The sequence below is a fragment of the Rathayibacter tanaceti genome (assembly GCF_009834165.1).
Taxonomy (GTDB): Bacteria; Actinomycetota; Actinomycetes; order Actinomycetales; family Microbacteriaceae; genus Rathayibacter; species Rathayibacter tanaceti.
Genome location: NZ_CP047186.1, coordinates 1,116,198 through 1,142,419, shown reverse-complemented (window position 1 = coordinate 1,142,419; position 26,222 = coordinate 1,116,198). Strand labels below are relative to the sequence as shown.

Below are 26,222 nucleotides of genomic sequence, written 5' to 3'. Positions count from 1 at the left end.
GGGCGGGCCGGATCGGCCGCGCGAGGCGGACGGGAGGGCGTCGTCAGCTGGTCGAGGGGATGACCGTCGCGTCGCCACTGCCGGACGGACGCGTCGCGTCACCGGTCCCGGCCGTCCCCGTCGCGGACGCCACTCCGCGGCCGAAGGCCTGGCCCTGGAGGATCGCCCCGAGGTCGACGCCGGTCGCCGACTTCACGCTGTCGAACGTCGCGGCGAGGCCCGCGGCCTGCTCCCGGGCGATGTGCGCGCCGGCGGTGTCGCCGCCGATCAGGGTGACGGTGCCGACGTTCTGGTAGCCCTTGGCGAACTCGGCCATGAGGGCCGGGAGCTGCCCGATCAGCTCGCGGCCGAGGACCGCCTCCTGGTTCTCGCGCAGCGCCTCCGCCTCGGCCTGGATCGCCGCCGCGCTCGCCTCGCCCTTGGCCCGCAGAGCCTCGGCTTCCGCGGCGGCCTTGGCGCGCAGGGCTTCGGCTTCCGCTCCGGACGTCGCGCGGAGGGCGTCCGCCTCCGCCTCGGCGCGTGCGCTCACGGCGGCGGCCTCGGCGGCGGCGGAGGCCTGTCGGGCCTCGGCTTGACGCTGAACGGCGTACGCCTCGGCGTCGGACACCTGCTGAGCGACCTGCCGGTCGGTCTCGGCCTTCTTCTGGCGCCCGTAGGCGTCGGCGTCGGCCTCGGTCTGCCGGCGGTACTTCTCGGCATCGGCGACGCGCTTGACGTCGGCGTCGAGCTCGGCCTGGCGGTTCTCGGCGCGCTGGACGAGGACGGCCTGCTCGCGCTCGGCGCGTGCGAGGTTCTCGGCCTGCTCGGCCTCGGCGTTCGCCCGGCCGACCTCGGACTTCGCCGCGGCGGTGTTCTTGTCGTAGGCGGTCTGCTCGATCAGGTTCGCCTCGTCGGTGGCGAGCTGGCGGGCCTTGACCTCGCGGGCCGCGTTGATCCGGGCGACGTCGGCTTCGCGTCGGACGCGCTCGATCTCCTGCGCGCCGAGAGCCTCGATGTAGCCGTTGCGGTCGGTGACGCCCTGGATCGCGAACGAGTCGAGGACGAGGCCCTGGGCGAGCAGATCGCCCTTGATCCCCTCGGCGATCTCGTCGCCGAGCTTCTGCCGGTCCTGCATGACCTCCTCGACACTGAGCTTCGCGACAACGCCGCGGAGGGCGCCCTCCAGCTGCTCCGTCGTGAAGACGTCGATCGACTGGTCCTGCGAGGCGAAGCGCTCGGCGGCGGCGCGCACCTGATCGGCCGTGGAGCCGATCTTGACGAGGGCGACGCCCGCGAGGTGGATGGTCACGCCGTTCTTCGTCTGCGCGACCGGCTCCATCTTGATCTGGCGCGAACGCAGCGAGATGCGGTCGGAACGCTGGGTCAGCTTGTTGACGAACGCGCCGCCGCCGGTGATGACGGTCATGTTCGACGTCAGCCCGTCCTCGCCCTTCTGCTTCTTGCCGACGATCACGATCGCCTCGTCGGCCTGCGGCACCTGGTACCAGGCTCGGAAGAGGAAGAAGCCGATGAGGGCGATCAGCAGGAGGGCGCCGACGACGATGCCGGCGATGACGATCCAGAACAGGTCAGATTGCATGGATGAGATTCCCCCTTGTCGGGAACCGCGGGAGGCGGGTTCCTGAGTGATGTGCAGGTTCATGGTCGCATGGGTCCGCCCGCGGCGGAGGTACGGGTGGATGCTGAGACCATTCACTTGGCCGCGAAGTACGAAGCCGGTGCCACGATACGCGAGCTTGAACGATGTCATACGCTCTCGCACGGCGCGGTGATGAGAGGGCTCCATCGAAGCGGACTGACGATGCGAGCGAAAGCGCCTCGGCGTAAGTCAGCGTGGATTCCATCGCCACTCATTGCGTTAGTGGGTGTTCCATACGTGAAGCCGACGTCTGCTGTTGAGCACGATCAGTCCACCAGTTGCGCAAGCGGCGCAACGGCGGGATGCAGTGTTCCTCCGACTAACAGCACGATGATCCGCTGACGAGCGCGAGAGAAAACGACGTAGAGCAACCTGCTCGTCGTCGGAAAGGGCTCGACCTCCTTGCCCATGAAGTCTCCTTCGCGAAGAACGACAATGGTCGCGTCTGCCTCGCGGCCCTTGGTTTGATACAGATTCATCAACTGCACTTCTCGCGGGCTGAGGACCGAGTCGGTGAGAGCGGCGTACCCAGCCTCGCGCGCTTCAGCCGAGATTGTCGCGACGATCTGCGTACTGATCTGGTCCCTCGATTGGCGACTCGCACGGGCATGCATCACCGCAACCAGAACGCCCGCCTGCGCCCATGCGCCTGACTTCTGCGGTAGTCCGAGCGCGTCGTGGGCCGCACGCGCTTCGCCGAGCGCCGCCTCGACTGCTACGGCGTCAGTCAACCGGCCGCGAAGTGCAGTCAGCCGTGCGAGCAGCGTCTGCGGGCCGGTGCCGTTCAAGATCTGCGTTGCCAGCACCGGTACCTGGGCACCACGCTGTGCGCTCGTAAGAAAGACCGCGAGCGACTCGAGCACGTCCTCCCACGAAGCGTCGCCGAATCGGAACTGCATCATCGACACTTGGGCGTTCAAAGCAGTCGCGAGCGCATCACTCAGCCCGGCAATTTCGTGCTCAATGCCCTCTGCTTCGAGCGCATCCGACAGTGAAGCAAGCATGTCGTTGTGGTGGGTGAAGACCGCCACGCCGAGCCCCTCGCTGCTGAGTTCGGTGACGAGCTTTGCCACGCTAGACGCCTCGTCGCTGAGAGCGATCCCGCTCCGGACGATTAATCGGCCCCCTTCGATGGCGCTCGCCAGGGCTGGCGCATCGAACTGACGCGTTCGAATGGCGTTCGCCACTGCCGGGATGACGCCGGAGGGGTCACGGAATGATGTCTGCGGGAGCACGATCGTGTGCTCCTGTCCGGCGGCCGCACACGCCTCGTTGATTCGTTCGACGCGGACGCCATCCGCGACGAGAAAGGTGTAGATGCACTGGTTGGGATCGCCGAGCAAGATCGTGCGGCTGCTCGGGGTGATCAGCTCGAGCAGTTGCTGCTGCGCATCGCCAGTGTCTTGGAATTCGTCCACGATCACCAGGCCCCAGCGCGAGCGAAGGTGAGCCGCAACCGCAGGCGACGCTCGTGCGATCTCAAGCGCCAACGGTAGAAGACTCCCGTAGCCGATCTCATTGTCCGCCAGGCCGAGCTTTTCCCGGGCAGGGCTGACGAGCACCACGTCACCGCGTCCGATCATGCTCCCAAACCTCCGGACGATTGAGAAAGCAAGGGAGTGGAAGGTCATCACATCGACGCGATCGGCGCCCTTCCCGAGCACCTCGCTCGTCCCGGACGCGATCCGGCCGACGGACGCACGAGAAAAAGAAAGAAACAGCACCCGCTCGTGGGGCTTCGCATCTTGAACCCGATCAAGGTGCGCGGCGGCGGCCGCCAGCGCGCTCGTCGTCTTGCCAACTCCCGCACCTCCGAGCACAACCGTGAGCTCGGCCTCTGTCCCGACGACCTGAGCTTGCTCGGGGTTCTGGGCTACCCACTTCATAAGAGCGCAGGAATGTCGATGCGCCCCAGCTCACCGACGCAGAGCGCTTCGATCACGGCGCCGGCGGTCGGCGGCCGCACCGTGAGTGCCTCGACCCACGCGGGCCCGAGCCCCTGCTTTTTCAGGATCTTCTTGGAGATCAGGTGTTCGGCGATCGCATCGTCGGCGAGATCGTCTGGCAGAGGCGGCATGCCGAGCGTGGCCAGCGATTTGACGACCTCCCGCAGATTCTCACCCGGTACTCCTCGAATGAGCGCCGCCTCAACTGCTGTGCGACCAGGAAGCACCACAATCTGCTCGGTCAGCGCCTCCAGCGCGGCGACGGCCGGATGCTCTTGCCCAGGCTTGTCGTTGTCGACAATCGCACGCACATGGAAACCAAGCTGTAGCGCAACCTCAGCTATCGCCGGCAGCCGTGAGATACCCCCGTCAGTACCCGGTGGCGCGATCAGACGAATGCCGTTTGCGGCCAACCCATGCTTGCGCTTGCCGGTCTTCCTAAACAGCCTCGCGGCCAGCGCGCCGTAGCCCTCGACGTCGAGGGGGCCCTCGACCAGCGCGACCGTTCGCGCGCTCAGCGCAGCCAGGAGCTGGTCGAGTACGAGCCGACGCGTGACACGGGCCGCCTTGTCCGTCACGTCAGGAAGCTGATGCTGCGCTCGGCCACCGTCGGTGCGTGTCAGGCGAACAAGCTCCTCCGCCTTGAAGGCGCGCACGACTTCTGGGCGACGCGTCGTGAGGATCGACTGGCCCGCGGTCGCGTGCAGTAGGCCTGCCATGTACTCGGACGACGACGCATCCAGACCATCACCGAAGTCATCACCGATAACGACGACCCCGGACTCCCCCGCGCGCGCTGCCGCGATGGCTTCGGCCACCGAAAACACACTCTGGATCGTCGACCCGTGCGAACGGATTGGCAAGGGCCCTGCCGCATCGAGCGACAGCGCTGGCTGCAGCGCGCGAAGAAGGGCTGCACGCGAGCCGTCATCCGCGACGAAGTCAACTGCACCGGGATCGTCCACACCGAACAGTGTCTTCGGACCGGCGTCGAGTACCTGCTTGAGCACGTCCGTCACGACAGATGCGCCCGCGAAGTCACCCGTTGCTGATCGCACACCGTCATCCAGGCCAGCGAGTGCATCGTCGAGTCCACTCGAATCCGAAACGGCCAACAGGGTTCGAAATGCCCCCTCGGCGCGAAGCTGCAAAGCGGGCGCACTATCGATGAACTGCACGGGCAACGCCTCGCGTTCCACGCGGCCGACGCGCTTGAACGAGTTCGCCGCGGCGTCGCTCCGTGCGGGGAAGTCGACCCAGTGATCGCCGCTGTCGGCGTCAAGGTCGTAGCGGATGCGGTAGCAGAGGCGAACGCCGAGCACGGCACCCGCGCCGCCGCCCGTGCCTGCGAGCGTCGCAGCCTCAGGGTCAAATGCTTCGAGGCTGTCGCTCAGCAGGGTCTCGAGCTGCGCGCCGAGCTCGAGGAGCGTTACCTCCACCTCAGTCAGGGTTTTGTTCGCGATGGGGCGGTGGATGTCGAGCGGATTGACACGCGCCCGTGTGCTGCGTGTGTCGAGCACGCGCCGAAGCGCCGCCACAAGGTCGCTGCGGCCCGCCTGCGGCTCCCCCGCGATGACGACATCGGCGGGGATCACCAATTCGGCTTGTTCAAAGCCACGGAAGCGCTGGATCCGGATTCTTGCGACTCTCATGACATCGCCTCTCTCAGAGCGGCCGTCACCGGAACCCGCGACGCAGCGACGGCATAGAGTCCAACGGGTAGCCCCGAACCAGCGAGGAATGAGGCTTCGTCCACTCCAGCCTCATAGAGCACCTCACGCGCGCGCGGCAGCATCGACGGCATCTCCAGTGACGAGATCCGCCCCGGCTCCGCTCGGCGCCAACCGTTTTGTGACATGCGGATAACTGCGTTGCGGTAGGAGACGTCGCTCATGATGCCCAGCGCACGCGCGCGGTACAGGAGCGCCGCAAGACTCACGCCCCAGTACTCCTTCAACTCTGCGAGGTACGCCCAGGCTTTTCCCGCGGTAGAAACCGGGAGGGACGGCGCGATCTCCTCGGCTGGCATCAGGAACTCGGATGCGAACCGGTTGGCTTGCTCCTCCGCAACCTTTCCTCCAGGCTCGGCGTCGTGATGCATGATCAGGTGGCCAAGCTCGTGGGCCACGTCGAAGCGCTGCCTGTAGTAGTCATCTTTCACCGGGTTCAACACGATGATCGGCCGGGTCGACGAATGGAGCGAATACGCATCAATCGCGGCAACGCCAGGCTCGCTGAACACCACGACGACTCCGCTGCGTTCGACGAGACGGACGACATGCTGCACCGGCCCCGGCACGACGCCGAAGAAGGCGCGCGCCTCGCGTGCGGCCTCCTCGGGCGTCATCGAACGCTCATCGGGGTCGACCGGGAGGTCCGGCAAGAGGGCCTCAGGAAACTCGACGGCGTTCTCCAGCATCCCCGCGACCTCAGCTACGAATCGTCCGTACGCTTCAGCCTCGTCCTGCGCGATCTGTGGTGTCGAACGGAGCGAGCGAAAATGCGGCCTATTTGTCTTCGGCGGCGCTCCTCCCCCAAAGAACTGCGGTTCGACTTGAAGCGCTAGCGCGAGCTTGGCCACCGTCGCGCGGTTGGGCTGCTTGGCGCCGCTCTCCCAGGCCGTCACGGACGCCGGCGACATCTCGATGAGGGTCGCGAGGTGGGACTTCTTGAGTCTCTTGAGCTGGCGTGCCATGGTGAGGCGCTCACCGTTGAAGAACGAGGCTGCGGCGGCAAGCGTCTGGGACGGCCGGCGCACCTCAACCATTTGCCGCGCCCGACCCTTCGCCCGCACCCGTCCGCTTGATCCGCACCGGCACATCGTCGACTTCCGTCGAAGCGCCACCGTTCGGCATCGTGGGCGCAACGGGAATTCCACCGGCACCCGCCGGGGTACCGCCGGACAGCAGCAACTTCTTCCAGTGCCAGCAGGAATCGTCTGCATGCTCCGGGTTCTTGCTTTGGCCGAGGTAGAGCTCGAACTGCTTGGTGGTCGGGTTGAAGGCATGGGCCGCGATCAGCGTCACGCCAGTGAAGTCGTCGTCGTCCGGGATACCCGGGATGGACTCGAGCCCAAACTCTTCGTCGGAGAAGAGCGTGTTGTCGCCGACGAACAGTTGGTCCGCGACGCGCCTCTTCGCGTCGCTGCGCTGCACCCACTTGATGTCGTCGACCTTGCCGAAGGGGTAGGACTGCAACAGCACCCGGTAGCCCTCCACCGCCCACCCAGGAGACTGCTTGTAGTCCCGACGCCTGACGGCATCCGCCGCCAGACGCGGCATCGTGTTGAATGCCTCCGGCGTAATCCCGCGCGCGAGCACGTCCCCACCGAAGCTGTCGAGTCCCTCACCCAGCTTGAACCGCCCGTTGGAGGTCGCCCGGTCGACGAGATCCCGTAGGTGCTTGAAGTTGAGGTAGCCTACGACACCTTGGTCGTGGCCCTGGTTTTCGTCGTAGAGCTGATCCGTCGCCTCGAACGCCACCGGCGCCCCCCACTTCAGGACATCGAGGAGCGTGGAAGCCTGGAGTGCGGAGAGAGCGTCATCTTCTGCGGTCATAAGCCCAGAGTATACGCGGGTCAGTAGATGGCGCGTCTGTTTTTACTCTCGGCGTGTCGAGCACGCCGATACGATCACTAGCGCGGTCTGCGAGCGCGCGATCGACTAAGGAGTCCCACCTCACGCACTTGATGCAGTTCCAAAAGGTGCGCGACGCGCTCCCCGGTGGAGCGGAAGGCGGTGTCATAGCGTCGTAGCAACGGAGGGGGTTGCTGGTGGTGCGTCGGCAGTTGTCGTTTGAGGATCGGGCTCAGATCGCGGTCGGGATCAAGCAGGGGCTGAGCGATCGGGAGATCGCCGAGTTGATCGACCGCGACCGGACGGTCGTGTGGCGTGAGCGGAGCCGGAACTCGCTCAAGACCCGCGGGTATCAGCCCGTCTCGGCGCAGACGAAGGCTCGCAAGCGGCGAGCCCGTCCGCAGGAGCGACTGATCGATGCCGATTCTGTGCTGTCGGCGCGGGTTCGAGCGGATCTGAAGCGTTCGCGGACGCCGCGGCAGATCGCGGGCCGGTTGCGCCTGGAGGCGGCGGACGCGAGCGTTGACACGATGACGCATTCACCCGACGCCGCAGGCCGCACCGTGTCCCACGAGGCGATCTACCGATGGATCTACGCCCACCCCAAGGGCGAACTCGCCCGCGAAGGCATCCTGTTGCGCTCGAAACAGACGACCCGCAAGCGACGCCGGCCGCTCGGGGAACGCACCGGCGGACGCATTGTGGGCATGGTTTCCATCGATGACCGGCCCGAGGAGGCGTCGGACCGGCGTGTTCCCGGCGCGTGGGAGGGAGATCTGATCATCGGAGCGCACGGCAAGACCGCGGCGATCACCCTGGTGGAGCGGCACTCGCGCTTCGCGATCATCCTGGGACTACCCGACGGAAAAGACTCCGACGGCGTCGCCGACGCTCTCATCGACCGGGTCGACGATCTGCCCGCGCATCTGCGCGGCTCCCTCACATGGGACCAGGGCACCGAGATGGCCCGGCACGCGCAGCTCACCCTCGCCACCGAGCTGCCCGTCTACTTCGCGCACCCGCGGTCCCCGTGGGAGCGGCCCTCGAACGAGAACACCAATGGTCTGATCCGCGAATACCTCCCCAAGGGCATCGAGATCACCAACCACCAGCCCTACCTCAACGCGATCGCCGACGAACTCAACGACCGACCCAGGCAGACCCTCGGCTTCCGAACCCCCCGCGAAGTCTTCGAGCGGCTACTCCTCGACGAAGCCGTTGCTTAGACGACTTGACATCGCCGAAGGGTGCTGCGCGATACAACCTCGCGAGTCGCTCGTCGAGCTCTGAGTGGGCCTCGCGGAGAGCGCGTGGCATCGTCGTAACGCCATTCAAGGGCTCTATCGGGGTGGCTCGCCCGAGCAGTCAGCACTGCGCCAGCCAGCATTGTGAGTTCGTCGCCCGCCTAGGCGTCGAAATCGGGGAAGACAAAGTTGTTGTAGACGACGTCCTTCGAGTACCTCTAGTCGCTCTTTAGCCGACCGCCCACCGTTCGCACCCCCGCAGTAGCCGACTGCTCTACTCCCAAACCACCGGCCGTGGCGGGACCTACGAATACCTCATCTGTGCCGCCCACCAGCGTCGACTTTGCTCGATGGTGAATGGTCGGGTCGAAGAGATCGAAGCAGCCATCATCCCCACCGTGGCCCAAGAGCGACTCGCGGAAGACGTTCTGGACGGTATCTAGGCTGCCGTCAACGGCTCCGTGGCGAACATCCTTGCGCAGGACCGCGACACCCGAACTCAACTCAAGAGGCAACTCGACAAGCTCGAAGCCCAAGAGGAGCGCCTCATCGAGCTCGCCACAACCGGCGCGCTCCCCATGAGCAAGATCCGGACACGCATCAAAAAGACTGCGATGCAACGCGCGGCCGTCGAAGAGAAGCTCGAGTTCACGATCGACCGACTCCAATACACGGCAGAGGGCATTCTCAGCTTCCTGAAGCTCCTCGTCGGCCCAGGCTCACTCTACGAGCGCGCCACTGACGCGGTCCGACGGGACCTCCTCAGCGCCTACTTCAATTGCCTCGTTGCCTACGCGACAGACGAGGGGATCAAGATCAAAGTGGAGCGTCAAGACCCGAATGCGCGAATCCGTGAGATTCACGGCCGCGTCGCGCTCGCGCGCGAGAACAGCACGCCGACGCAAAATAAAACTCCCCGCGCACAGGCGGGGAATTTAGCTTTACACCCAAACGAGCTCAGTTCATTTGACCGGGTTTTGAGTAACTACGATGTGGCTGGGGTACCTGGACTCGAACCAAGAACAACTGAACCAGAATCAGCCGTGTTGCCAATTACACCATACCCCAATGGTCATCCGGAGCTGAGGCCGGGACCACGTGGCAGCCGGATCAGGACCCGAGCGCCGAGGTACGACAGTACCCTACGCAGGCATCCCGCTCAAATCGAGCCGCGGACGACCGTGCCCTCCGACTCCGGGGCGGCCTCGCCGAGGCGGGCGCGCACGAGGTCGCGGTTGAGCGCCGAGGCGACCTGTGCGCCGGAGCCCGCCGCCACGATCAGCTGCTGCGGGCCCGGTGCGGTGACCTCGCCGGCGGCGTAGAGGCCGGGCACGGTCGTCCGGCCGCCCGCATCCACGCGGAGGAAGCCGTCGGCGTCGCGTTCGGGGCCGGCCGCGTCGAGGTAGTCGAGCACGGGGACCCAGATCGGGCGGACGAAGGCGCCGGTGCGCGGGACGACATCGCCGTCGACGAGGCGGACGCCGGTCATCTCGGCGCGCTCGCCCGCGAGGTCGGCGACGGGGCGGCGCTCGACCCGGATGCCGATCGAGCCGAGCAGGGACTCGTCGGAGTCGCTGACGACTCCGATGCCGTTGGTGAAGACGATCAGATCGGTCGACCACTGCGAGAGCAGCATCGCGCGCTCGGCGAGGTCGTCGGTCTCGCCGATCAGGGCGAGCGCCTCCCCCGCCTTCTCGTAGCCGTCGCACTCCATGCAGCTGTGCACGGCGGTGCCGTAATACGCGCGGAGGCTGGGCAGCGTGGGCAGTCTCTCGCTGAGGCCGGCGGCGACCACGACGGCGGTCGCGACGACGGAGCGGTCGGCCGCGCCGCGCACGCCGCGCGCGGAGACGACGAACTCGCCTCCGGAGCGCTCGACCGAGGTGACGAGGGCGGTGTGCACCTCGGCGGCCTCGTAGCCCTCGAACTCCTCGCGGCCGAGACGGCGCAGCTCGAGGGGTGAGATGCCGTCGCGGGTGAGGAAGCCGTGCGAGTGCAGGGTGGCCGCGTTGCGAGGGCGGTTGCTGTCGAACAGCAGGACGCTGCGGCGCGCGCGGACAAGGTTGAGCGCGGCCGAGAGCCCGGCGGGGCCTCCCCCGATGACGACGACGTCGTACTCGCCGCCTCCGATCGCCTCCGCCATGCTCAGACCGGCCGGGAGGCGCTGAGGCGGTCCAGGCGCGCGATCGACTCCTGCTTGCCGAGGATCTCCATCGACTCGAACAGCGGCGGCGAGACGCGGCGGCCCGAGATCGCGGTGCGCAGCGGCCCGTAGGCGACTCGGGGCTTGAGGCCCAGGCCCTCGATCAGCGCGGCGGCGAGCGCCTCCTGGATCACGGCGGTCAGCCACTCCCCCTCCGGCACCTCCGACAGGGCGCTGATCGAGGCGGCGAGCACCTCGCCGGCGTTCGCGGGCAGGCCCTTCAGCGCGTCCTCGTCGTAGGCGAGCGCATCGGCGGTGGTGAAGAGGAAGCCGAGCATGCCGGGCGCCTCGCCGAGCAGGCCGATCCGCTCCTGCACGAGGGGCGCCGCGGCGTCGAGCACCGCGCGCTGCTTGGGGGTCGGCTCGCCTGCGAGCACGCCCGCCGCGACCAGGTAGGGCACGGTGCGCTCGGTGAAGTCGTCGACGGGCAGGAGGCGGATGTGGTCGCCGTTGATCGACTCCGCCTTCTTGAGGTCGAAGCGGGCCGGGTTCGGGTTCACGTCGGCGACGTCGAACGCGGCGACCATCTCGTCGATCGAGAAGACGTCGCGGTCGTGGGTCAGCGACCAGCCCAGCAGTGCGAGGTAGTTCACCAGGCCCTCGGGGATGAAGCCGCGGTCGCGGTGGTGGAACAGGTTCGAGGACGGGTCGCGCTTCGAGAGCTTCTTGTTGCCCTCGCCCATGACGTACGGGAGGTGGCCGAAGCGCGGCACGAAGGTCGTCACTCCGATGTCGATCAGCGCGTGGTACAGCGCGATCTGGCGGGCGGTCGAGGGCAGGATGTCCTCGCCGCGAAGCACGTGGGTGATCTGCATGAGGGCGTCGTCGACCGGGTTCACCAGCGTGTAGAGCGGCTGGCCGTTGGGGCGCACGACGACGAAGTCGCTGAACGAGCCCGCCGGGAACGTGATCGGGCCGCGGACGAGGTCGTCGAAGGAGAGATCGGCGTCCGGCACGCGCAGGCGCAGAGCCGGGGCGCGGCCTTCGGCACGGAACGCCTCGCGCTGCTCCGGGGTCAGCGAGCGGTCGTGGTTGTCGTAGCCGTGCTGCTTCGCGCGGCCGGCGGCCTCGTTGCGCGCGTCGATCTCCTCGGCCGTGGAGTAGCTCTCGTAGAGGTGACCCGAGGCGAGGAGGCGCTCGATCACGTCGCGGTAGACGCCGGTGCGCTCGGACTGGCGGTAGGGACCGTGCGGGCCACCGACTCCGACGCCCTCGTCCCAGTCGAGCCTCAGCCAGCGCAGCGCGTCGACGATCTGCTCGACGCTCTCCTCGCTGTCACGAGCCGCGTCGGTGTCCTCGATGCGGAACACGAACGTGCCTCCGGTGTGCCGCGCGTAGGCCCAGTTGAACAGGGCGGTGCGGATGAGGCCGACGTGCGGCGTTCCGGTCGGAGACGGGCAGAAACGGACGCGGACGTCGCTCCCCGTCGCGGTCGTGAACGGGTGCGCGTCGCTCGCGCGATCCAGGGGCGGAGTGAGCTCAGACATACGCGCCAGATCCTACCGGCGCGCAGCCCCCCGGCGCCGGGCTGGCGGGCGATGCCACCCCGAGATGGGGGACGCGCCTTCTACCGCGAAGCACTGCTCCGCGTCAACGGACTCCCCGAGAAGCAGGAGCAGTGGTGCGCTGTGCCCTGGGCCTCGCGTCGAGAGGGTCCGAGCGCCGCACCGCACGCCGCGCCGGACTCGAGCGCAGGCATGCGCGGAAGGAGCACGGATGAGCACGATCGATCTCGACACCAGCACGCACCTCCCGGCCACTCCCACCGGATCGGCCCGCGAGGAGAAGGACGCCCGCACACTCTCGCTCTTCCACGCCGCGGCCGGCGCCGAGGGCGCTGAAGGCGAGCGGATCCGCGAGCGGATCGTGCTGGACCACCTCGGGCTCGCCGAGGCCATGGCGCGGCGGGTCTCCCGCGGAGGCGGTGACTGGGCGGATCTGCGCCAGGTCGCCTACGTCGGGCTCGTCAAGGCCGCCCGGCGCTTCACGCCCGAGCGCGGCGAGAGCTTCGCCGCCTACGCGGTGCCCACGATCACCGGCGAGCTCAAGCGCCACCTCCGGGACCTGGGCTGGATGATCCGCCCGCCCCGCGGGGTGCAGGAGCTGCACCGCCGCTCGGCCGTCGTCGCCGCAGAGCTCGCCCAGGAGCTCGGCCGACACCCCGCCGACCACGAGATCGCCCACCGGCTGGGCGTCGAGACGGCAGAGGTGGCGGACGCCCGCTCGGCCGGGCACCCGCTCTCGCTCGACGAGAGCGTCGGCGAGGGCGGCGTCAGCCTCGGCGAGACGATCGGCGGCGAGGACGCCCGCCTGCTCGAGATCGACCGGCGGCACGGGCTGGCCGAGGCGCTCGCCGAGCTGGACGACGGGCAGCGCGAGCTGCTCCGGATGCGCTTCGTCGAGGAGCGCACGCAGCAGCAGATCGCCGACGCGCTCGGAACCACGCAGATGCAGGTCTCGCGGCTGCAGCGCAGGATCCTCGCCCAGCTCGCCGATCGGCTCGGTGCATCCGCGCCCGGCCATCAGCCGCGGACGTCCCGCAGTCGCGTGGCCACCGTCACTCCGGTGCGCCCGACGGCGCAGCTGAAGACCGCCTGAGGTGGGCTGCGGCACGGGTCGGCAGCGAGGCGAGGGCCTCGAGCACGTCGTCGACCTGGACGGCGAGGAGCGCCGGATCGGGCTCGGCCGAGAAGACATCGCCCCGGCGCAGCGAGGCGTCGGTCAGCACACGGTGCGGGCCGGTCGCCGGCGGCCCCCACGCCTCGGGCGGTGCCGGCCCGAAGATCACGACCGAGGGGATGCCGTAGGCGGAGGCGAGATGCGCGGCTCCTGTGTCGACGGTGACAACGACCTCGGCGGCCGCGACGACCGCGGCGAACTCGCTGAGGGTCAGCACGCCGGCCAGGGCCTCACCGGTGCCGGCCAGCTCGGCGACCCGGCGCGCCCGGTCGGCCTCGCTCGCGCCTCCGGTGTAGACGACGCGGTGACCGGCGTCGGCCAGCGACCGGGCGACGGCGGCGAAGCGCTCGGCGGGCCACTCCCGCGAGCCGTAGAAGGCGCCGATGTGCACGACGGCCGCGCCGGCGACCGGGGCGGGCGCCTCCGGGACGGTGATGGCCACCTCCTCGGGGTCGGCGTCGAGGCCGATCGAGTTCACCAGGCGGGCCCAGCGCGCGCGCTCGAGTTCGCCATCGATCCAGAGCGGACGAGGATCGCCGGGGCCGGCGCCCGGGTCGAGCGCCGGCACCCGGAACTCGAGCGTGCGCTCGGGGGCGGTCTCGCGCAGCCGCAGCCGCGACTCCGCTCCGTTGCCGTGCAGGTTGACCGCGAGCTCGACACGGCCGACCGCCATCGGGAGCGGATCGTCGAGGCCGTGCAGCGTCGGCACCAGGGCGTCCACTCCCGCGACCAGGTCGACGATCGGCTCGAGCCACGGCGTCGTGGCCAGGATCAGCCGGTGCTCGGGGAAGCCGCGGCGCAGCGCCGTCAACGCCGGGACCGCGACCAGCAGGTCGCCGAGCTTGAGGGCGCGCAGCGCGAGGATCTCCGGAGTCCCGTCCGGGGCGGTGAGAGGGCGCACGGCGCCTCCTTCCTGTCGGCTCCCCCGTACCCCGGTCGGCGGGTCTCAGACGCGGCCGTCGCGGATCGAGCGGGCGACGCGCCCGGCCGCGCCGACTTCGGGGCGAGGGGGTTTACCGCGGCGGACGAGGGGTACGAGGAAGAAGTGAACGACTCGTTGATCCGGAGCGCCGAGGGCGCCATCGATCGCGAGAGGGCTCCGCGGCTGCGCGGGATCCTCTTCGATCGCGACGCGACGCTTGTGGTCGACGTGCCCTACAACGGCGACCCGGCGCAGGTCTCTCCGATGCCGACCGCGCTCGACGCGGTCGAGCGGGCGCGGGAATCGGGGCTGGCGCTGGGAGTGGTGACGAACCAGTCCGGCATCGCCCGCGGCCTGATCGACCGCGCGCAGGCCGACGCGGTGAACCGCCGCGTGGACGAGCTCTTCGGCGGGTTCGACGTCTGGATGCTCTGCCCGCACGGCCCCGAGGACGGCTGCACCTGCCGCAAGCCCGCGCCCGGCATGGTGCTCGGTGCCGCCGAGGCGCTGGGGCTGCCGGCTGACTCCCTCGCCGTCATCGGCGACATCGGCGCCGACGTGGGAGCCGCCACGGCGGCCGGCGCCCGCGGCGTGCTCGTGCCGACCCCGACCACCCGCGGCGAGGAAGTGGCCGCCGCTCCGCTCTGCGCCGCGACCCTCCTCGAGGCCGTCGAGCTGCTGCTGGCGATGCAGCCCGACGGGGACTCCGAGTGACCCGCCGCGTCCTCGTCGCCCGCCTGGACAGCGCGGGAGACGTGCTGCTCTGCGGACCCGCGGTGCGCGCGATCGCGGACGGCGCCGAGGTGCTGCTGCTGAGCGGTCCGCAGGGCGCGCCCGCCGCGGCGCTGCTGCCCGGGCCGACGGCCGTGCGCACCTGGTGGTGCCCCTGGATCGGCGACGCCTCGCGTCCCGTCGACGCCGCGCTCGTGGCCGAACTGCGCGCGATCGTCGAGGAGTTCGCTCCGGACGAAGCCGTGATCCTCACCTCCTTCCACCAGTCGCCGCTCCCGCTCGCGCTGCTCCTGCGCCTGTGCGGAGTCGAGCGAATCACCGGCGCCTCGGTCGACTTCGCCGGCGCTCTGCTGGATGTGCGGCTGGTGCCCGGCGAGACGCTCGAGGAGGACCAGCCAGAGCCCGAGCGCGCCCTCGCCATCGCCGCGGCTGCCGGATTCACGATGCCCGCGGGCGACGACGGCCGGCTCCGCGTGCGGCGCGAGGGCGCCCTGCCCGCCGCGCTCGAGGGGATCGGCCCGTACGTGGTCGTGCATCCCGGAGCAGCAGTGCCGGCCCGGATGTGGCCCGCGGCGAGCGCGGCGCGCGCCGTCGAGCTGCTGGCCGACGCGGGCCTCGCGGTCGTCGTCACCGGCGGCCGGGGCGAGCGTGCCCTCACGGCCGACGTCGCCGGAGCCCGGGGCGTCGACCTCGGCGGAGCGACCGACTTCGCCGGCGCGGCCGAGGTGCTGGCGGGTGCCGACGTGGTCATCAGTGGCAACACCGGCCCGGCACACCTCGCCGCGGCCGTCGGCACCCCGGTCGTCAGCCTGTTCGCGCCGGTCGTCCCGGCGGTGCGCTGGGCGCCCTACGGGGTCCCGGTCGTGCTGCTGGGCGATCAGGAGGCGCCGTGCGCCGGCTCACGCGCGCAGGTCTGCCCGGTCCCGGGCCACCCCTGCCTCACGGGGGTGAGCGCCGAGGAGGCGGTCGCCGCCGCCCTCCGACTCCGACAGACGACTGCTCCGAGAGAGGCGATGGCATGAGGATCCTGCTCTGGCACGTGCACGGCGGCTGGGCCGACGCCTTCGTCCGCGGCGCGCACACCTCCCTGCTGCCGACCACCCCGGCCCGCGACGGCTGGGGCCTGGGCACGGGGGGCCGCGACTGGCCGAACGCCGTCGAGATCCCACCGGAGGAACTGCACGACACCGACGTCGACGCTGTGCTCCTCCAGCGCCCCGAGGAGCTGGCGGAGGCCGAGCGGCTGCTGGGCCGCCGGCTCGGCCGTGACGTGCCGGCCGTCTACGTCGAACACAACACCCCGCGCGGCGACGTGCCGGACAACCGGCATCCGCTCGCCGATCGCGACGACCTGCTGATCGTGCATGTCAGCCACTTCAACGCCCTGATGTGGGACACCGGCTCGACGCGCACGACCGTGATCGAGCACGGGATCCACGACCCCGGTCCGCTCTACACGGGCGAGCTCGCGCACGTTGGAGTCGTCGTCAACGAGCCGGTCCGCCGCGGCCGGGTCGCCGGCACCGACCTGCTCCCCCGCTTCGCCGCGGTCGCTCCGCTCGACGTGTTCGGGATGAAGACCGACCAACTCCCCTCGCTGCCCGGCCTGGCCGATGTCACGGTGCTCGGCGACGTGCGCACGCAGGCGATGCACGCGGCGCTGGCCCGCCGCCGCGTGTACCTGCACCCGTTCCGCTGGACCTCGCTCGGCCTGGCGCTGCTCGAGGCGATGCACCTCGGGATGCCCGTGGTGGCGCTCGACGTCACCGAGGCGGGCCGGGCCGTGCCTCCCGAGGCAGGCGCGATCTCGAACGACCTCGAGGAGCTCGTGGCCGCCTCCCGCCGGCTCGTCGAGGACCCGGAGCTCGCCGCGCGGGCCGGAGCGGTGGCCCGCGAGGCCGCCCTCGCCCGCTACGGCCTCGCCCGATTCCACCGCGACTGGGACGAGCTGCTCGCCGACCTCCCGCGTCGCCGCTCGACGCCGGCCCCCACTCTGCAAGGGAGCACCCGATGAAGCAGCACCTGCGCGCCGCCCGACCGCTCACCATCGCGATGGTCTCGGAGCACGCGAGCCCGCTCGCCACACTCGGCGGAGTCGACGCGGGCGGCCAGAACGTGCACGTCGCGGCCCTGGCCGACGCGCTCTCCCGCCGCGGGCACCGCGTGGTGGTCTACACCCGCCGCGACGACCCCTCCCTCCCCCGCCGCGTGCCCTTCGCCTCGGGTGTCGAGGTGGTGCACATCGACGCAGGACCGCCGAGGCGCGTCTCGAAGGACGAGCTGTTGCCGTTCATGGGCGACTTCGCGATCGACCTCGCCGAGGAGTGGCTGCAGGAGCGGCCCGATCTCGTGCACAGCCACTTCTGGATGTCCGGCGTCGCCGCGCTCGACGCCTCCGAGCAGGTGGAGCGGGCGACCGGACGCCGGGTTCCGGTGGTGCACACCTTCCACGCCCTCGGAGTGGTCAAACGCCGGCAACAGGGTGCGCTCGACACCAGCCCCGAGGAGCGCGCCTGGCTCGAGCCGGGCGTCGGCCAGCGGGCCGACGGGATCGTCGCGACCTGCTCCGACGAGGCGTTCGAGCTCAAGGGCCTCGGGGTGCCGACGGCGCGCATCTCTGTGGTGCCCTGCGGAGTCGACATCGACCGGTTCTCGGTGCGGGGCTCCCTCGCGCCGCGCGGCGAGCGCGCCCGGCTGATGACGATCGGGCGCCTAGTGCCCCGCAAGGGCATGGGCATCGCGATCGAGGCGCTGGCGCGGCTCGTCGAGGCGGGGCACGACGCCGAGCTCGTGGTCGTCGGTGGCTCTGGCTCGGGCGACGCTCTCACGGCCGACCCCGAGTACCAGCGGCTGCACGCGGTCGCCTCGAGCCTCGGAGTCGCGGACCGCGTCGACTTCGTCGGCCAGCTCTCGCAGACGGCGATGCCCGCGATGCTCCGCTCGGCCGACGTGGTGGTCTGCGCACCCTGGTACGAGCCGTTCGGCATCACCCCGCTGGAGGCGATGGCGTGCGGCGTGCCGGTGGTCGCCTCCTCGGTCGGCGGACTGATCGACACGGTGGTCGAGGACGTCACCGGGGTGCACGTGCCTCCGCGCGACCCCGGCGCCCTGGCCGCCGCCCTCGCGTCGCTGCTCGCCGACCCCGAGCGGGCCCGCGGCTACGGGGCCGCCGGCCGAGAGCGCGTGGAGTCCCGCTACTCCTGGGACCGCGTCGCCGCGGACACCGAGCGCGCCTACCGCTCGACCCTCGCCGCGATCGGCGACGAGGCCGTCCTCACCGGCGCCACGAGCGCCCCCTCATCCCCCACCACCCGGAAGGCGGCTCCGCGACGATGACCATCGACACCGTTCTGGACACTCCGACGGACGCCGCCCGGCGCCTCGTCGACGACCACGTGGCGCTCGCGGTCGACGCTGTCGCGCAGCTCCAGCACCATTCCGAGCGGATCGCCGCCTGGGGCGTCGACCTCGCCGACCGTCTGCACTCCGGCGCCCGCCTTCTCGCCGCAGGCAACGGCGGCTCGGCCGCGGAGGCGCAGCACCTCACCGCGGAGCTGGTCGGCCGCTTCGACGGCGACCGGATCCCCTTCTCGGCGATCTCGCTGCACGCCGAGACCTCGAGCCTCACCGCCATCGGCAACGACTACGGCTTCGACCACGTGTTCTCACGCCAGGTCACTGCGCACGCCCGCGCCGGCGACGTGGTGGTGCTGCTCTCGACCAGCGGGCGCAGCGCCAACCTCCTGCATGCGGCGGAGGCCGCCCGCGCCGCCGGCGCCCGCTCCTGGGCACTGACCGGCGGCGGACCGAACCCGCTCACCGAGCTGTGCGACGAGTCGATCGCTCTCGAGGGCCACGGCGCCAACGTCCAGGAGGCGCAGCTGGTGCTCGTGCACGCGCTGTGCCGCGCGTTCGAGCATCGGATCCGCGCCCGGACGGCGGCCGCCTCGTGAGCCGGCTGCGGCTCGCGGTCGTGGGCGACGTGATGCTCGACGTCGACCTCTCCGGTCCGGCCGAGCGGCTGAGCCCCGACGCACCCGTGCCGGTGGTGGACGTGTCGGCCCGCAGCGCCCGGGCCGGCGGCGCGGGACTCGTCGCGCGGATGCTCGCCCGCGACGGGCACGACGTGACGCTGGTGACGGCGCTGGCCGCCGACTCCGCCCCGGACGCGGCGGAGCTGCGGGCCGAGCTCGCCGGCATCCGGGTCGTCGCCGGGCCCTCCTCCGCGCCGACCCCCGTGAAGACGCGGGTCGCCGCCTCCGGCCAGGCGGTGGTCCGGATCGACCGCGGCTGCGGGACTCCGCCGGTCCCTGGCGTGAGCGACGCGATGCTCGCCGCCCTCCGGGAGGCCGACGCGGTGATCGTCGCCGACTACGGCCGCCGCCTCACCGAGGAGCCGTCGCTGCGCGCCGCGCTGGACGCGCTCACGGTCCCGCTGGTCTGGGACCCGCATCCGCACGGCTCGCAGCCGGTCGCCGCGACCACGCTGGCGACTCCCAACCTCGCCGAGGCGAGCGCCTTCTCGGGAGCGGCCGGCCGAGGAGTCACGCGCGCCGACGATGCCGCGACCACGCTGCTCGAGCGCTGGGGCTGCGGCGCCGTCGCGGTGACGATGGGCTCCTCCGGCGCGCTGCTGCGCGCGCGGGGCGCGGGCGTGCCCGTGGTCGTGCCGGCCGCCTCCGTGCCGCCGACCGACCCGTGCGGGGCGGGTGACCGGTTCGCCGCCTCCGCCGCCGTCGCGCTCGCTCGGGGCGCCGGGCCCTCGGAGGCGGTCCAGGCGGCCGTCGCCGACGCGGGCGCCTACCTGCTCGCGGGCGGAGTCGCCTCCCTCGCCGCTCCGGCCGACGCGGCACCGCTCCGCGGCGGCGGAGTCGACGCCCTCCGCGTCGCCGAGGCCGTCCGCGCCTCGGGCGGCACGGTGGTGGCGACGGGCGGCTGCTTCGACCTGCTGCACGCCGGCCACGCCCGCACGCTCTCGGCCGCCCGGGCGCTCGGCGACTGCCTGATCGTGTGCCTCAACTCGGACGACTCCGTGCGCCGCCTCAAGGGCGCCGCGCGGCCGATCATCCCCGAGGGCGACCGCGTCGACCTGCTGCTCGCGCTCGAGTGCGTGGACGCCGTGCTGGTCTTCGGCGAGGACACGCCGGACGAGGCGCTGCGCCGCATCCGCCCCGACGTCTGGGTAAAGGGCGGCGACTACTCCGCCGAGTCCCTCCCCGAGACTGCGACCGTGGCCCAGTGGGGCGGCCGTGTGCTGACCGTGCCCTACCACCCCGGCCGCTCGACCACCCATCTCGCCGCCGCGCTCGCCCGCGTCGGCTGACCCGCGGCCCGCGAGGCCCGCACGCCACCCCGGAAGGAAACCATGAGCACCACTCCCACCCCCCTCGGCCGCGTCCTGATCACCGGAGGAGCCTCCGGGCTCGGCGCGGCCGTCGCCGCCGCGGTCACCGCCGGCGGCGGCACCCCGATCGTGCTCGACCGCGACGTCTCGGACGTGCCGGAGGGCGTCGCCGCCTACCAGGTCGACGTGGCTCGGACCCGCGAAGCCGAGAAGGCCGTCGCCGAGATCGCTCGCGCGCACGGCGGGCTCGACGCCGTCGTCACCGCGGCCGGCATCGACCGCTGCGGTCGGCTCGTCGATGTGGAGCCGGAGGAGTGGGAGCGGGTCATCTCGGTCAACCTCCTCGGCACGGCTGCCGTCGTGCGTGCGGCGCTGCCGTTCCTCACCGAGACCCACGGCCGCGTCGTGACCGTCGCCTCCTCGCTGGCTCTCAAAGCCGTCTCGGACGCGACCGCCTACTGCGCGTCGAAGTTCGGTGTGCTCGGCTTCACCCGGGCGCTCGCGGCCGAGACGAAGGGCGAGATCGGCGTGACCACGCTGATCCCCTCCGGCATGAAGACACGCTTCTTCGACGATCGCGACGAGCAGTACAAGCCCGGCCCCGACGCGCTCCTCAACGACCCGGAGAACGTCGCGAACGCCGTGATGTTCGTCCTCGGCCAGCCCCGCGGCTGCGAGGTCCGCGAGCTCGTCATCACCCACGAGGAGGAGCCCTCCTGGCCCTGACCCCCTGCCCCTCGGCGCACCTCGGATCCCCTCCGCGAGATGCCCACTTGGGTACGCCCGCTCCGGCGTGTCGCGTACTCACGTGGCATCTCGCGGTTCAGCGGGTGGACGCGAGGACGGCGCGGACGTCGTCGAGGACTGTGGAGACGCGGACGTCGCCGACGAAGGTGACGTCGTGCTCGCAGCGCGGGGCGGTCCAGCCCACCTGCGTCGCGTCCACGCCGCAGACCGGGCAGTGCGTGGTCCAGCTCACCTGCACCCGGTGGCGCTGGCGGCCCAAAGGAGCGGCGTTGATCGCGTTGCCCACCCAGAAGACGCCGACCGTCGGCGCGCCGACCGCGGCGGCGAGGTGCCGGGGTCCGGAGTCGTTGCCGAGCACCAGGTCGGCGAGCGAGAGCAGCGGAGCGAGATCCGGCAGGTCGACGACGCCGGCCCACGAGACGGCGCCTCGTGCTCCCGCGACGATCTCGTCGGCCGCGGGCACATCGGAGTCGTCCCCGACCACGAGCACGCGCGCCCCGTCGGCCAGCAGCTGCGTCGCCACCGCGGCGAAGGAGGCGGCCGGCCAGCGCCGCCGCGGATCCGTCGCGCCGGGGTGGATCAGCACCAGCGGCCCGCCGTCGGGCAGCGCGGCGGCCAGGCGGTCGCGCCGCTCGGGGTCCACGGCGAGCGCCGGCTCCAGCCGGACAGCGGGAGCACCGGCCAGGCCGACGACTTCGAGCGCCCGCAGCATCTCGTGCTGGTAGTAGACGTAGGGGATCGTGCGCTCCAGCTCCTCCGCGTCCGGTGTGCGCGAGCCGATCGTGTGCCGCGCGCCGAGCCGGAGCAGGAACGGGTTGGAGTAGCGCCCGCCGCCGTGCACCTGCACGGCCAGGTCGAAGCGGCGCGCCCGCATCCGCTCGGTGAAGTCCTCGACGACGCGTGCGTCCTCTCCCTCGCCGTCGCGGACGCCCTGCGCGACGGGCAGGACCTCGACGTCGGCGACCGGCGATCCGACGCCACCGAGCAGGACCCGGTGCGCGGGCGTTCCCAGGAGCGTGATCTCGGCCCCCGGATACGCCGCCGCGAGCGCGTCGACGGCGGGGAGGGCGAATAGCAGGTCGCCGAGTCCGCCGCCGCGCAGGACGGCGATCCTCTCGACTCCGGCGAAGGGCTCTCGGAGGGGGGCGATGGCCACCACGGCGGGTTCCTCTCTGGTGCGGGAGGCGCGCGGGCGCGGCTCCGGGGACGGTGCACTCCTCCACTTCCCCGCGGAGCCCGATCCAAAACCGGATGCGCGGCCAGCACCGCCGGCGGAGAGCAGGTCTCGTCAACACCGGCGGCTGAGACCTGCTCTCAGCCGCCGGTGTGCGGAGGACGAGCCGTCTTCTGCCGTGGTGGACGCCCGACCGGCCGATTCCCCGGGGACCGGCCGGATCGGCGTCTCCCGCCCCCGCACCGCGCACCGGCTCCGATCCCGCGCCCGCGCTCGACACCGCGACCGGGTTCCTCCCTACTCTGAGCGGATGTTCTCTCACTTTCCGGCCGCGGCCATCGCGGTCGCGGCCTCCGTCGCCATTCCCGCGACCGTCGTGCTTGTCATCCGCCGCCGCGATCGCGCCCACCCCGACGAGCGGATCGAGCCCCCGGCGGACGACGCGGTCGTCCTCACCTTCCGGCGCTGGCAGGTCGTTCTGACCCGGACCGCCGGCATCCTCGTCGCCGCAGTGAGCGCCCTGATGACCGCAGTGGCGATCACGAGACCGGGCGAGACCGGCATGCTTCTCGCCGGCATCGTTCTGACGGTCGTCGGGGGCCTGCTGATCGGGCTGGCCAGCGGGATCGGGCGATTCTCCGTCACCCTCCGCGACGACCGCTTCGACATCGTCCCCGTGGCGGGTCGCCCGCGCTCGGTCCCCGTCAGCGACATCGCCAGGATCACGCCCACCTCCGGCCGCTACGGCGGACTGACCGTCTACGACGTGCGACGCAAGCGCCTCTTCTCCGTCACGACCATCACGCTCGGCTTCCCGCACCTGGTGCCGTTCCTGCAGTGGAACGCTCCGCTCGCCTGGGAGGAGTTCGCGCGCAAGCACGAGCGGAACCTCCGCGCCATCCTCGGACCGGCGGCACCGCGCCCCCGCGAGCGCTGAATTCCCGCCGTCTCGTGTCTAGGCCCGCACCACCCGGGTACCGGACGGATGCGCCCGCCACTCCGCGGGCGCCGCCGACCGAGAGGTGCCTGTGACCGTCGACATCACCACCAGTGCCACCACCGCGGCCGTCCGCCACGCGCGGGAGGCGTTCCCCGCGTGGGCCGCGACCGCGCCCGCCGAGCGCGGCGCCCTCCTCCGTGCCGCCGCCCACCGCGTGGCCGAGCACGAGCAGGAGCTCGCCGACCTCAACACGCAGGAGACGGGCAAGCCCGCGGGCGACGCCCTCGGCGGCGTCCGCGCCGGGGTCGACACGCTGCTCCAGTACGCCGAGCTCGGTCCGCTGCACCGCGGGAAGAGCCTGCGCGGAGGCGCCCTCAACGTCGATCTGGCCCTCCCGCACCCGCGCGGCGTGGTCCTCGCCCTCACTCCGTGGAACGATCCGGTGGCGGTCGCCGCGGGCCTCCTCGGCGCCGCGATCGTCTCGGGCGACGTCGTCGTGCACAAGCCGAGCGAGCGCAGCCCAGGCACGGGCGCGCTGTTCACGTCGATCCTCGCCGAGGCGCTGCCGGACGGCGTGCTGACGCTGGTCGAGGGCAACGGCACGGTCGGTGACGAGCTCGCGCGCACCGAGGGCGTCGACGTCCTCGCCCACGTCGGCTCGACCGCCACAGGCCGCGCGCTGGCCCGCGTCGCCGCCGTGACCGGCGCGCACGTGATCCTCGAGAACGGCGGCAACGACGCGCTCGTCATCGACCGCGACGTCGATCCGGTCTGGGCAGCGGAGCAGGCCGCCCTGGGCGCCTTCGCCAACGCCGGCCAGATCTGCACCTCCGTCGAGCGGATCTACGTCCACCGCGACATCGCCGACGCGTTCACCGCCGCGCTCGTCGTCGAGGCCGACCGCTGGAGCGCCGGCTCCCTCCCCCGCCTCGTCGACGCCCGGATGCGCGACGCCGTGCACGAGCACGTCACGGAGGCCCTCGGCAGCGGCGCCCGCGCCCTCACCGGCGGCACCCCGGGCGAGGGCACCTTCTATCCCGCCACCGTCCTCGCCGACTGCACCGAGTCGATGCTGGTGATGACGGAGGAGACCTTCGGCCCCGTCGCGCCGATCGCCGTCGTGGACTCCTTCGACGAGGGCCTCGCCCGCGCCGCCGCGAGCCCCTACGGCCTGGCCGCCTCGATCCTCACCGCCGACATGGAGCACGCGCACCGCGCGGCCGCGACCCTCCCCGTCGGCACGGTCAAGGTCAACGGCGTCTTCGGAGGCGCGCCGGGCGGCAGCGCGCAGCCCCGCGGCGCTTCCGGCTCCGGCTTCGGCTACGGCCCGGAACTGCTCGACGAGATGACCACCACCACGGTCGTCCATTTCGGCCTCCCCGTCCTCCCGGGAGGCGCTCGATGAGCCTCGAGGGCTCGGCGCTCCAGCGGGCGAGCGCGCTCCTCGCGCACGTCCACGAGCGTCCACCGGTGGTCGCCGTGATCGGCGACCTGATCCTCGACTCGTGGTGGCTCGGCGACGCCGAACGGGTCACTCGGGAGGCGCCCGCGCCGGTCCTGCAGCTCGAGGACGTCGTCGACGTCGCGGGCGGTGCGGCCAACACCGCCGCCAATCTGCGCGCGCTGGGGGCCGTGGTCCGCGCGGTCGGAGTCGCCGGCCGCGACTCCGAGGGCGACCGCCTCGTGCGTGCGCTCGAGCGGGCGGGCCTGGACACCTCCGCGATCGTGCGCACCGGCGCCGCCACCACGATCAAGACCCGGGTGGTCGGCGGGGACAGCGTGATGCTGCGCGTCGACTCCGGCCCGCACCGCCCCGCCGAGGACGAGCTCGCCCTGCTGGCCGACGCCGCCGCAGCGGCCACCGCGGGCGCCGACGCCGTGCTGGTCTGCGACTACGGCTCCGGGATCCTCCGCGCCGCCGTCGAGCGCGTCCTCGCCGCCGAGCGGCCCGGGCTCCTCGTGATCGACGCGCACGACCTCGCCGACTGGGCCTTCGCCCGGCCGGACCTCGTCACTCCGAACGCCGCGGAGGCGGAGCGGCTGCTCGGCGCCTCCCTCGGCCGCGGCTCCGAGCGGGCCGCCGCCGTGCGACGCGCCGCCGAGGAGCTGCGCGCACGATCGGGGGCCCGGCATGTCGTGGTCACCCTCGACCGCGACGGCTCCACCGCGCTCGACGCCGACGGCACTCTCAGCCGCACCTTCGCGCAGCCCGCGGAGGAGAAGCAGGCGTCCGGAGCCGGCGACACCTTCGCCGCAGCCGCCACCCTCGCCCTCGCCGCCGGCCGCTCCCTCGCCACCGCCGTCGACCTCGCGCAGGCCGCCGCCGACGTGGTCGTCCAGCGCCCCGGCACCTCGGTCTGCTCGGCGGACGACCTGCTCGCCTCGCTCGCCGCCCCCGGTGCCGTCGTGCTCGGCGAGGAGGCTCTTGTCGAAGTGCTCGCGGAGCAGAGCCGTCGCGGACGCCGTGTCGTCTTCACCAACGGCTGCTTCGACGTGCTCCACCGCGGCCACACCGCCTACCTCCGTCAGGCACGCGAGCTGGGCGACGTGCTCGTGGTCGCGGTGAACGACGACGACTCCGTGCGCCGGCTGAAGGGCCAGGGCCGGCCGATCAACCCTGAGGGCGACCGCGCCGGAGTCATCGCGGAGCTGGGCTGCGTCGACTTCGTGACCCTCTTCGGCGGCGACACCCCGATCCCTCTGCTTGAGCGCGTACGGCCCGACGTCTACGTCAAGGGCGGCGACTACAACCCCGACATGCTCCAGGAGGCGGCGGTCGTCCGCTCCTACGGCGGCACCGTCACCACGGTCGGCTACGTCTCCGAGCACTCCACGACCGAGATGGTGCAGCGCATCCGATCGGCCGCGCCGTGACCAGCCGCCGCTGGTCCGGGCGCTGGGGGCTCGCGGGGACATCCGAGCAGCCGCTGATCGACGTGCTCGTCCGCACGTCGCCGCCGGGCTCGACGTCCCGGAGGGCGCCTGGCGCGCGTACCGGATGGCCTGGCTGGGCGCGTGCGTCCTCTCCCGGCGCGACGCCCACGACGGTCACCGACCGGCGCGTCGACGCCTTCGAC

The 26,222-nt window shown here is 71.5% G+C and carries 22 protein-coding genes and 1 tRNA gene; 12 read left to right on the top strand and 11 right to left on the bottom strand.

Annotation, left to right across the window (positions count from 1 at the left end; all coding sequences use genetic code 11):
• Positions 1–43: 43 nt before the first annotated feature.
• The 5 genes from GSU10_RS05385 to GSU10_RS05365 form a co-directional block, all read right to left on the bottom strand.
• Positions 44–1,579 (bottom strand): SPFH domain-containing protein, encoded by a 1,536-nt coding sequence (locus GSU10_RS05385; RefSeq protein WP_132505576.1) that lies wholly within the window; start codon positions 1,577–1,579, stop codon positions 44–46.
• A gap of 326 nt (positions 1,580–1,905) precedes the next feature.
• The gene (locus tag GSU10_RS05380; protein ID WP_132505573.1) at positions 1,906–3,525 is read right to left on the bottom strand and encodes a UvrD-helicase domain-containing protein; all 1,620 of its coding nucleotides are present in this window, start codon (positions 3,523–3,525) and stop codon (positions 1,906–1,908) included.
• Positions 3,522–5,237 carry an OLD family protein gene (locus GSU10_RS05375; RefSeq protein ID WP_132505570.1) on the bottom strand — a complete coding sequence of 572 codons (1,716 nt, stop codon included), beginning with the start codon at positions 5,235–5,237 and terminating at the stop codon, positions 3,522–3,524. Before GSU10_RS05375 ends, GSU10_RS05380 begins: the two co-directional genes overlap by 4 nt.
• Positions 5,234–6,352: an XRE family transcriptional regulator gene (locus GSU10_RS05370; RefSeq protein WP_132505567.1), complete on the bottom strand. Its 1,119-nt coding sequence runs from the start codon at positions 6,350–6,352 to the stop codon at positions 5,234–5,236. The genes GSU10_RS05375 and GSU10_RS05370 overlap by 4 nt, the downstream gene beginning before the upstream one ends.
• Positions 6,345–7,142, bottom strand: a complete 798-nt coding sequence (locus GSU10_RS05365; RefSeq protein ID WP_068212869.1) for a hypothetical protein — start codon at positions 7,140–7,142, stop codon at positions 6,345–6,347. The genes GSU10_RS05370 and GSU10_RS05365 overlap by 8 nt, the downstream gene beginning before the upstream one ends.
• 215 nt (positions 7,143–7,357) lie before the next feature.
• Here GSU10_RS05365 and GSU10_RS05360 point away from each other — a divergent pair, with 215 nt between their 5' ends.
• Complete coding sequence (locus GSU10_RS05360) at positions 7,358–8,386, top strand: IS30 family transposase (RefSeq protein ID WP_159316544.1); 1,029 nt, start codon at positions 7,358–7,360, stop codon at positions 8,384–8,386.
• Positions 8,387–8,622: 236 nt separating this feature from the next.
• Here GSU10_RS05360 and GSU10_RS05355 read toward each other — a convergent pair whose 3' ends face one another.
• The 4 genes from GSU10_RS05355 to gltX all read right to left on the bottom strand — a co-directional run bounded on the left by GSU10_RS05355 (position 8,623) and on the right by gltX (position 12,094).
• Complete coding sequence (locus GSU10_RS05355; protein ID WP_068213042.1) at positions 8,623–9,072, bottom strand: hypothetical protein; 450 nt, start codon at positions 9,070–9,072, stop codon at positions 8,623–8,625.
• A gap of 325 nt (positions 9,073–9,397) precedes the next feature.
• Positions 9,398–9,472 (bottom strand) — tRNA-Gln (locus tag GSU10_RS05350).
• Positions 9,473–9,563: 91 nt separating this feature from the next.
• Positions 9,564–10,547, bottom strand: a complete 984-nt coding sequence (locus GSU10_RS05345) for an NAD(P)/FAD-dependent oxidoreductase (RefSeq protein ID WP_132505753.1) — start codon at positions 10,545–10,547, stop codon at positions 9,564–9,566.
• 2 nt (positions 10,548–10,549) lie between these two features.
• Positions 10,550–12,094, bottom strand: a complete 1,545-nt coding sequence (gene gltX / locus GSU10_RS05340; RefSeq protein ID WP_068213053.1) for a glutamate--tRNA ligase — start codon at positions 12,092–12,094, stop codon at positions 10,550–10,552.
• A 229-nt stretch (positions 12,095–12,323) separates the two neighbouring features.
• Between gltX and GSU10_RS05335 the strand changes: the two genes are divergently transcribed.
• Positions 12,324–13,205 (top strand): sigma-70 family RNA polymerase sigma factor, encoded by an 882-nt coding sequence (locus GSU10_RS05335; protein ID WP_068213057.1) that lies wholly within the window; start codon positions 12,324–12,326, stop codon positions 13,203–13,205.
• On the opposite strand, the gene GSU10_RS05330 is transcribed toward GSU10_RS05335, so the two are convergent.
• Positions 13,165–14,187, bottom strand: a complete 1,023-nt coding sequence (locus GSU10_RS05330) for a glycosyltransferase family 9 protein (RefSeq protein ID WP_132505759.1) — start codon at positions 14,185–14,187, stop codon at positions 13,165–13,167. The genes GSU10_RS05335 and GSU10_RS05330 overlap by 41 nt on opposite strands.
• 144 nt (positions 14,188–14,331) lie before the next feature.
• On the opposite strand from GSU10_RS05330, the gene GSU10_RS15265 reads away from it, so the two are divergent.
• The 7 genes from GSU10_RS15265 to GSU10_RS05300 are packed head-to-tail and all read left to right on the top strand — an operon-like array spanning position 14,332 to position 21,010.
• Positions 14,332–14,922 (top strand): HAD-IIIA family hydrolase, encoded by a 591-nt coding sequence (locus GSU10_RS15265; protein ID WP_166971895.1) that lies wholly within the window; start codon positions 14,332–14,334, stop codon positions 14,920–14,922.
• Positions 14,919–15,962, top strand: a complete 1,044-nt coding sequence (locus GSU10_RS05325; protein ID WP_166971892.1) for a glycosyltransferase family 9 protein — start codon at positions 14,919–14,921, stop codon at positions 15,960–15,962. The genes GSU10_RS15265 and GSU10_RS05325 overlap by 4 nt, the downstream gene beginning before the upstream one ends.
• The gene (locus GSU10_RS05320; RefSeq protein ID WP_068213465.1) at positions 15,959–16,954 is read left to right on the top strand and encodes a glycosyltransferase; all 996 of its coding nucleotides are present in this window, start codon (positions 15,959–15,961) and stop codon (positions 16,952–16,954) included. The genes GSU10_RS05325 and GSU10_RS05320 overlap by 4 nt, the downstream gene beginning before the upstream one ends.
• On the top strand, positions 16,951–18,276 hold the full coding sequence (locus GSU10_RS05315; protein WP_132505762.1) for a glycosyltransferase: 1,326 nt from the start codon (positions 16,951–16,953) through the stop codon (positions 18,274–18,276). Before GSU10_RS05320 ends, GSU10_RS05315 begins: the two co-directional genes overlap by 4 nt.
• Complete coding sequence (locus GSU10_RS05310; RefSeq protein WP_132505765.1) at positions 18,273–18,893, top strand: D-sedoheptulose-7-phosphate isomerase; 621 nt, start codon at positions 18,273–18,275, stop codon at positions 18,891–18,893. Before GSU10_RS05315 ends, GSU10_RS05310 begins: the two co-directional genes overlap by 4 nt.
• Positions 18,894–18,898: 5 nt before the next feature.
• A complete protein-coding gene (locus GSU10_RS05305) occupies positions 18,899–20,263 on the top strand; it encodes a PfkB family carbohydrate kinase (protein WP_132505814.1) in 1,365 nt (454 codons plus the stop codon).
• Positions 20,264–20,305: 42 nt separating this feature from the next.
• Positions 20,306–21,010, top strand: coding sequence for an SDR family oxidoreductase (locus GSU10_RS05300; RefSeq protein WP_068213713.1), 705 nt, complete (start codon positions 20,306–20,308; stop codon positions 21,008–21,010).
• Positions 21,011–21,107: 97 nt separating this feature from the next.
• Here the strand turns inward: GSU10_RS05300 and GSU10_RS05295 are convergent, their stop codons facing one another.
• Positions 21,108–22,190, bottom strand: a complete 1,083-nt coding sequence (locus GSU10_RS05295) for a glycosyltransferase family 9 protein (protein ID WP_132505768.1) — start codon at positions 22,188–22,190, stop codon at positions 21,108–21,110.
• A gap of 325 nt (positions 22,191–22,515) precedes the next feature.
• Here GSU10_RS05295 and GSU10_RS05290 point away from each other — a divergent pair, with 325 nt between their 5' ends.
• The 3 genes from GSU10_RS05290 to rfaE2 all read left to right on the top strand — a co-directional run bounded on the left by GSU10_RS05290 (position 22,516) and on the right by rfaE2 (position 26,019).
• Positions 22,516–23,142: a hypothetical protein gene (locus tag GSU10_RS05290; RefSeq protein WP_068213718.1), complete on the top strand. Its 627-nt coding sequence runs from the start codon at positions 22,516–22,518 to the stop codon at positions 23,140–23,142.
• 91 nt (positions 23,143–23,233) lie between these two features.
• Positions 23,234–24,550 (top strand): aldehyde dehydrogenase family protein, encoded by a 1,317-nt coding sequence (locus GSU10_RS05285; protein ID WP_241972935.1) that lies wholly within the window; start codon positions 23,234–23,236, stop codon positions 24,548–24,550.
• Positions 24,547–26,019: a D-glycero-beta-D-manno-heptose 1-phosphate adenylyltransferase gene (gene rfaE2 / locus GSU10_RS05280; RefSeq protein ID WP_132505774.1), complete on the top strand. Its 1,473-nt coding sequence runs from the start codon at positions 24,547–24,549 to the stop codon at positions 26,017–26,019. The genes GSU10_RS05285 and rfaE2 overlap by 4 nt, the downstream gene beginning before the upstream one ends.
• Positions 26,020–26,222: the final 203 nt, after the last annotated feature.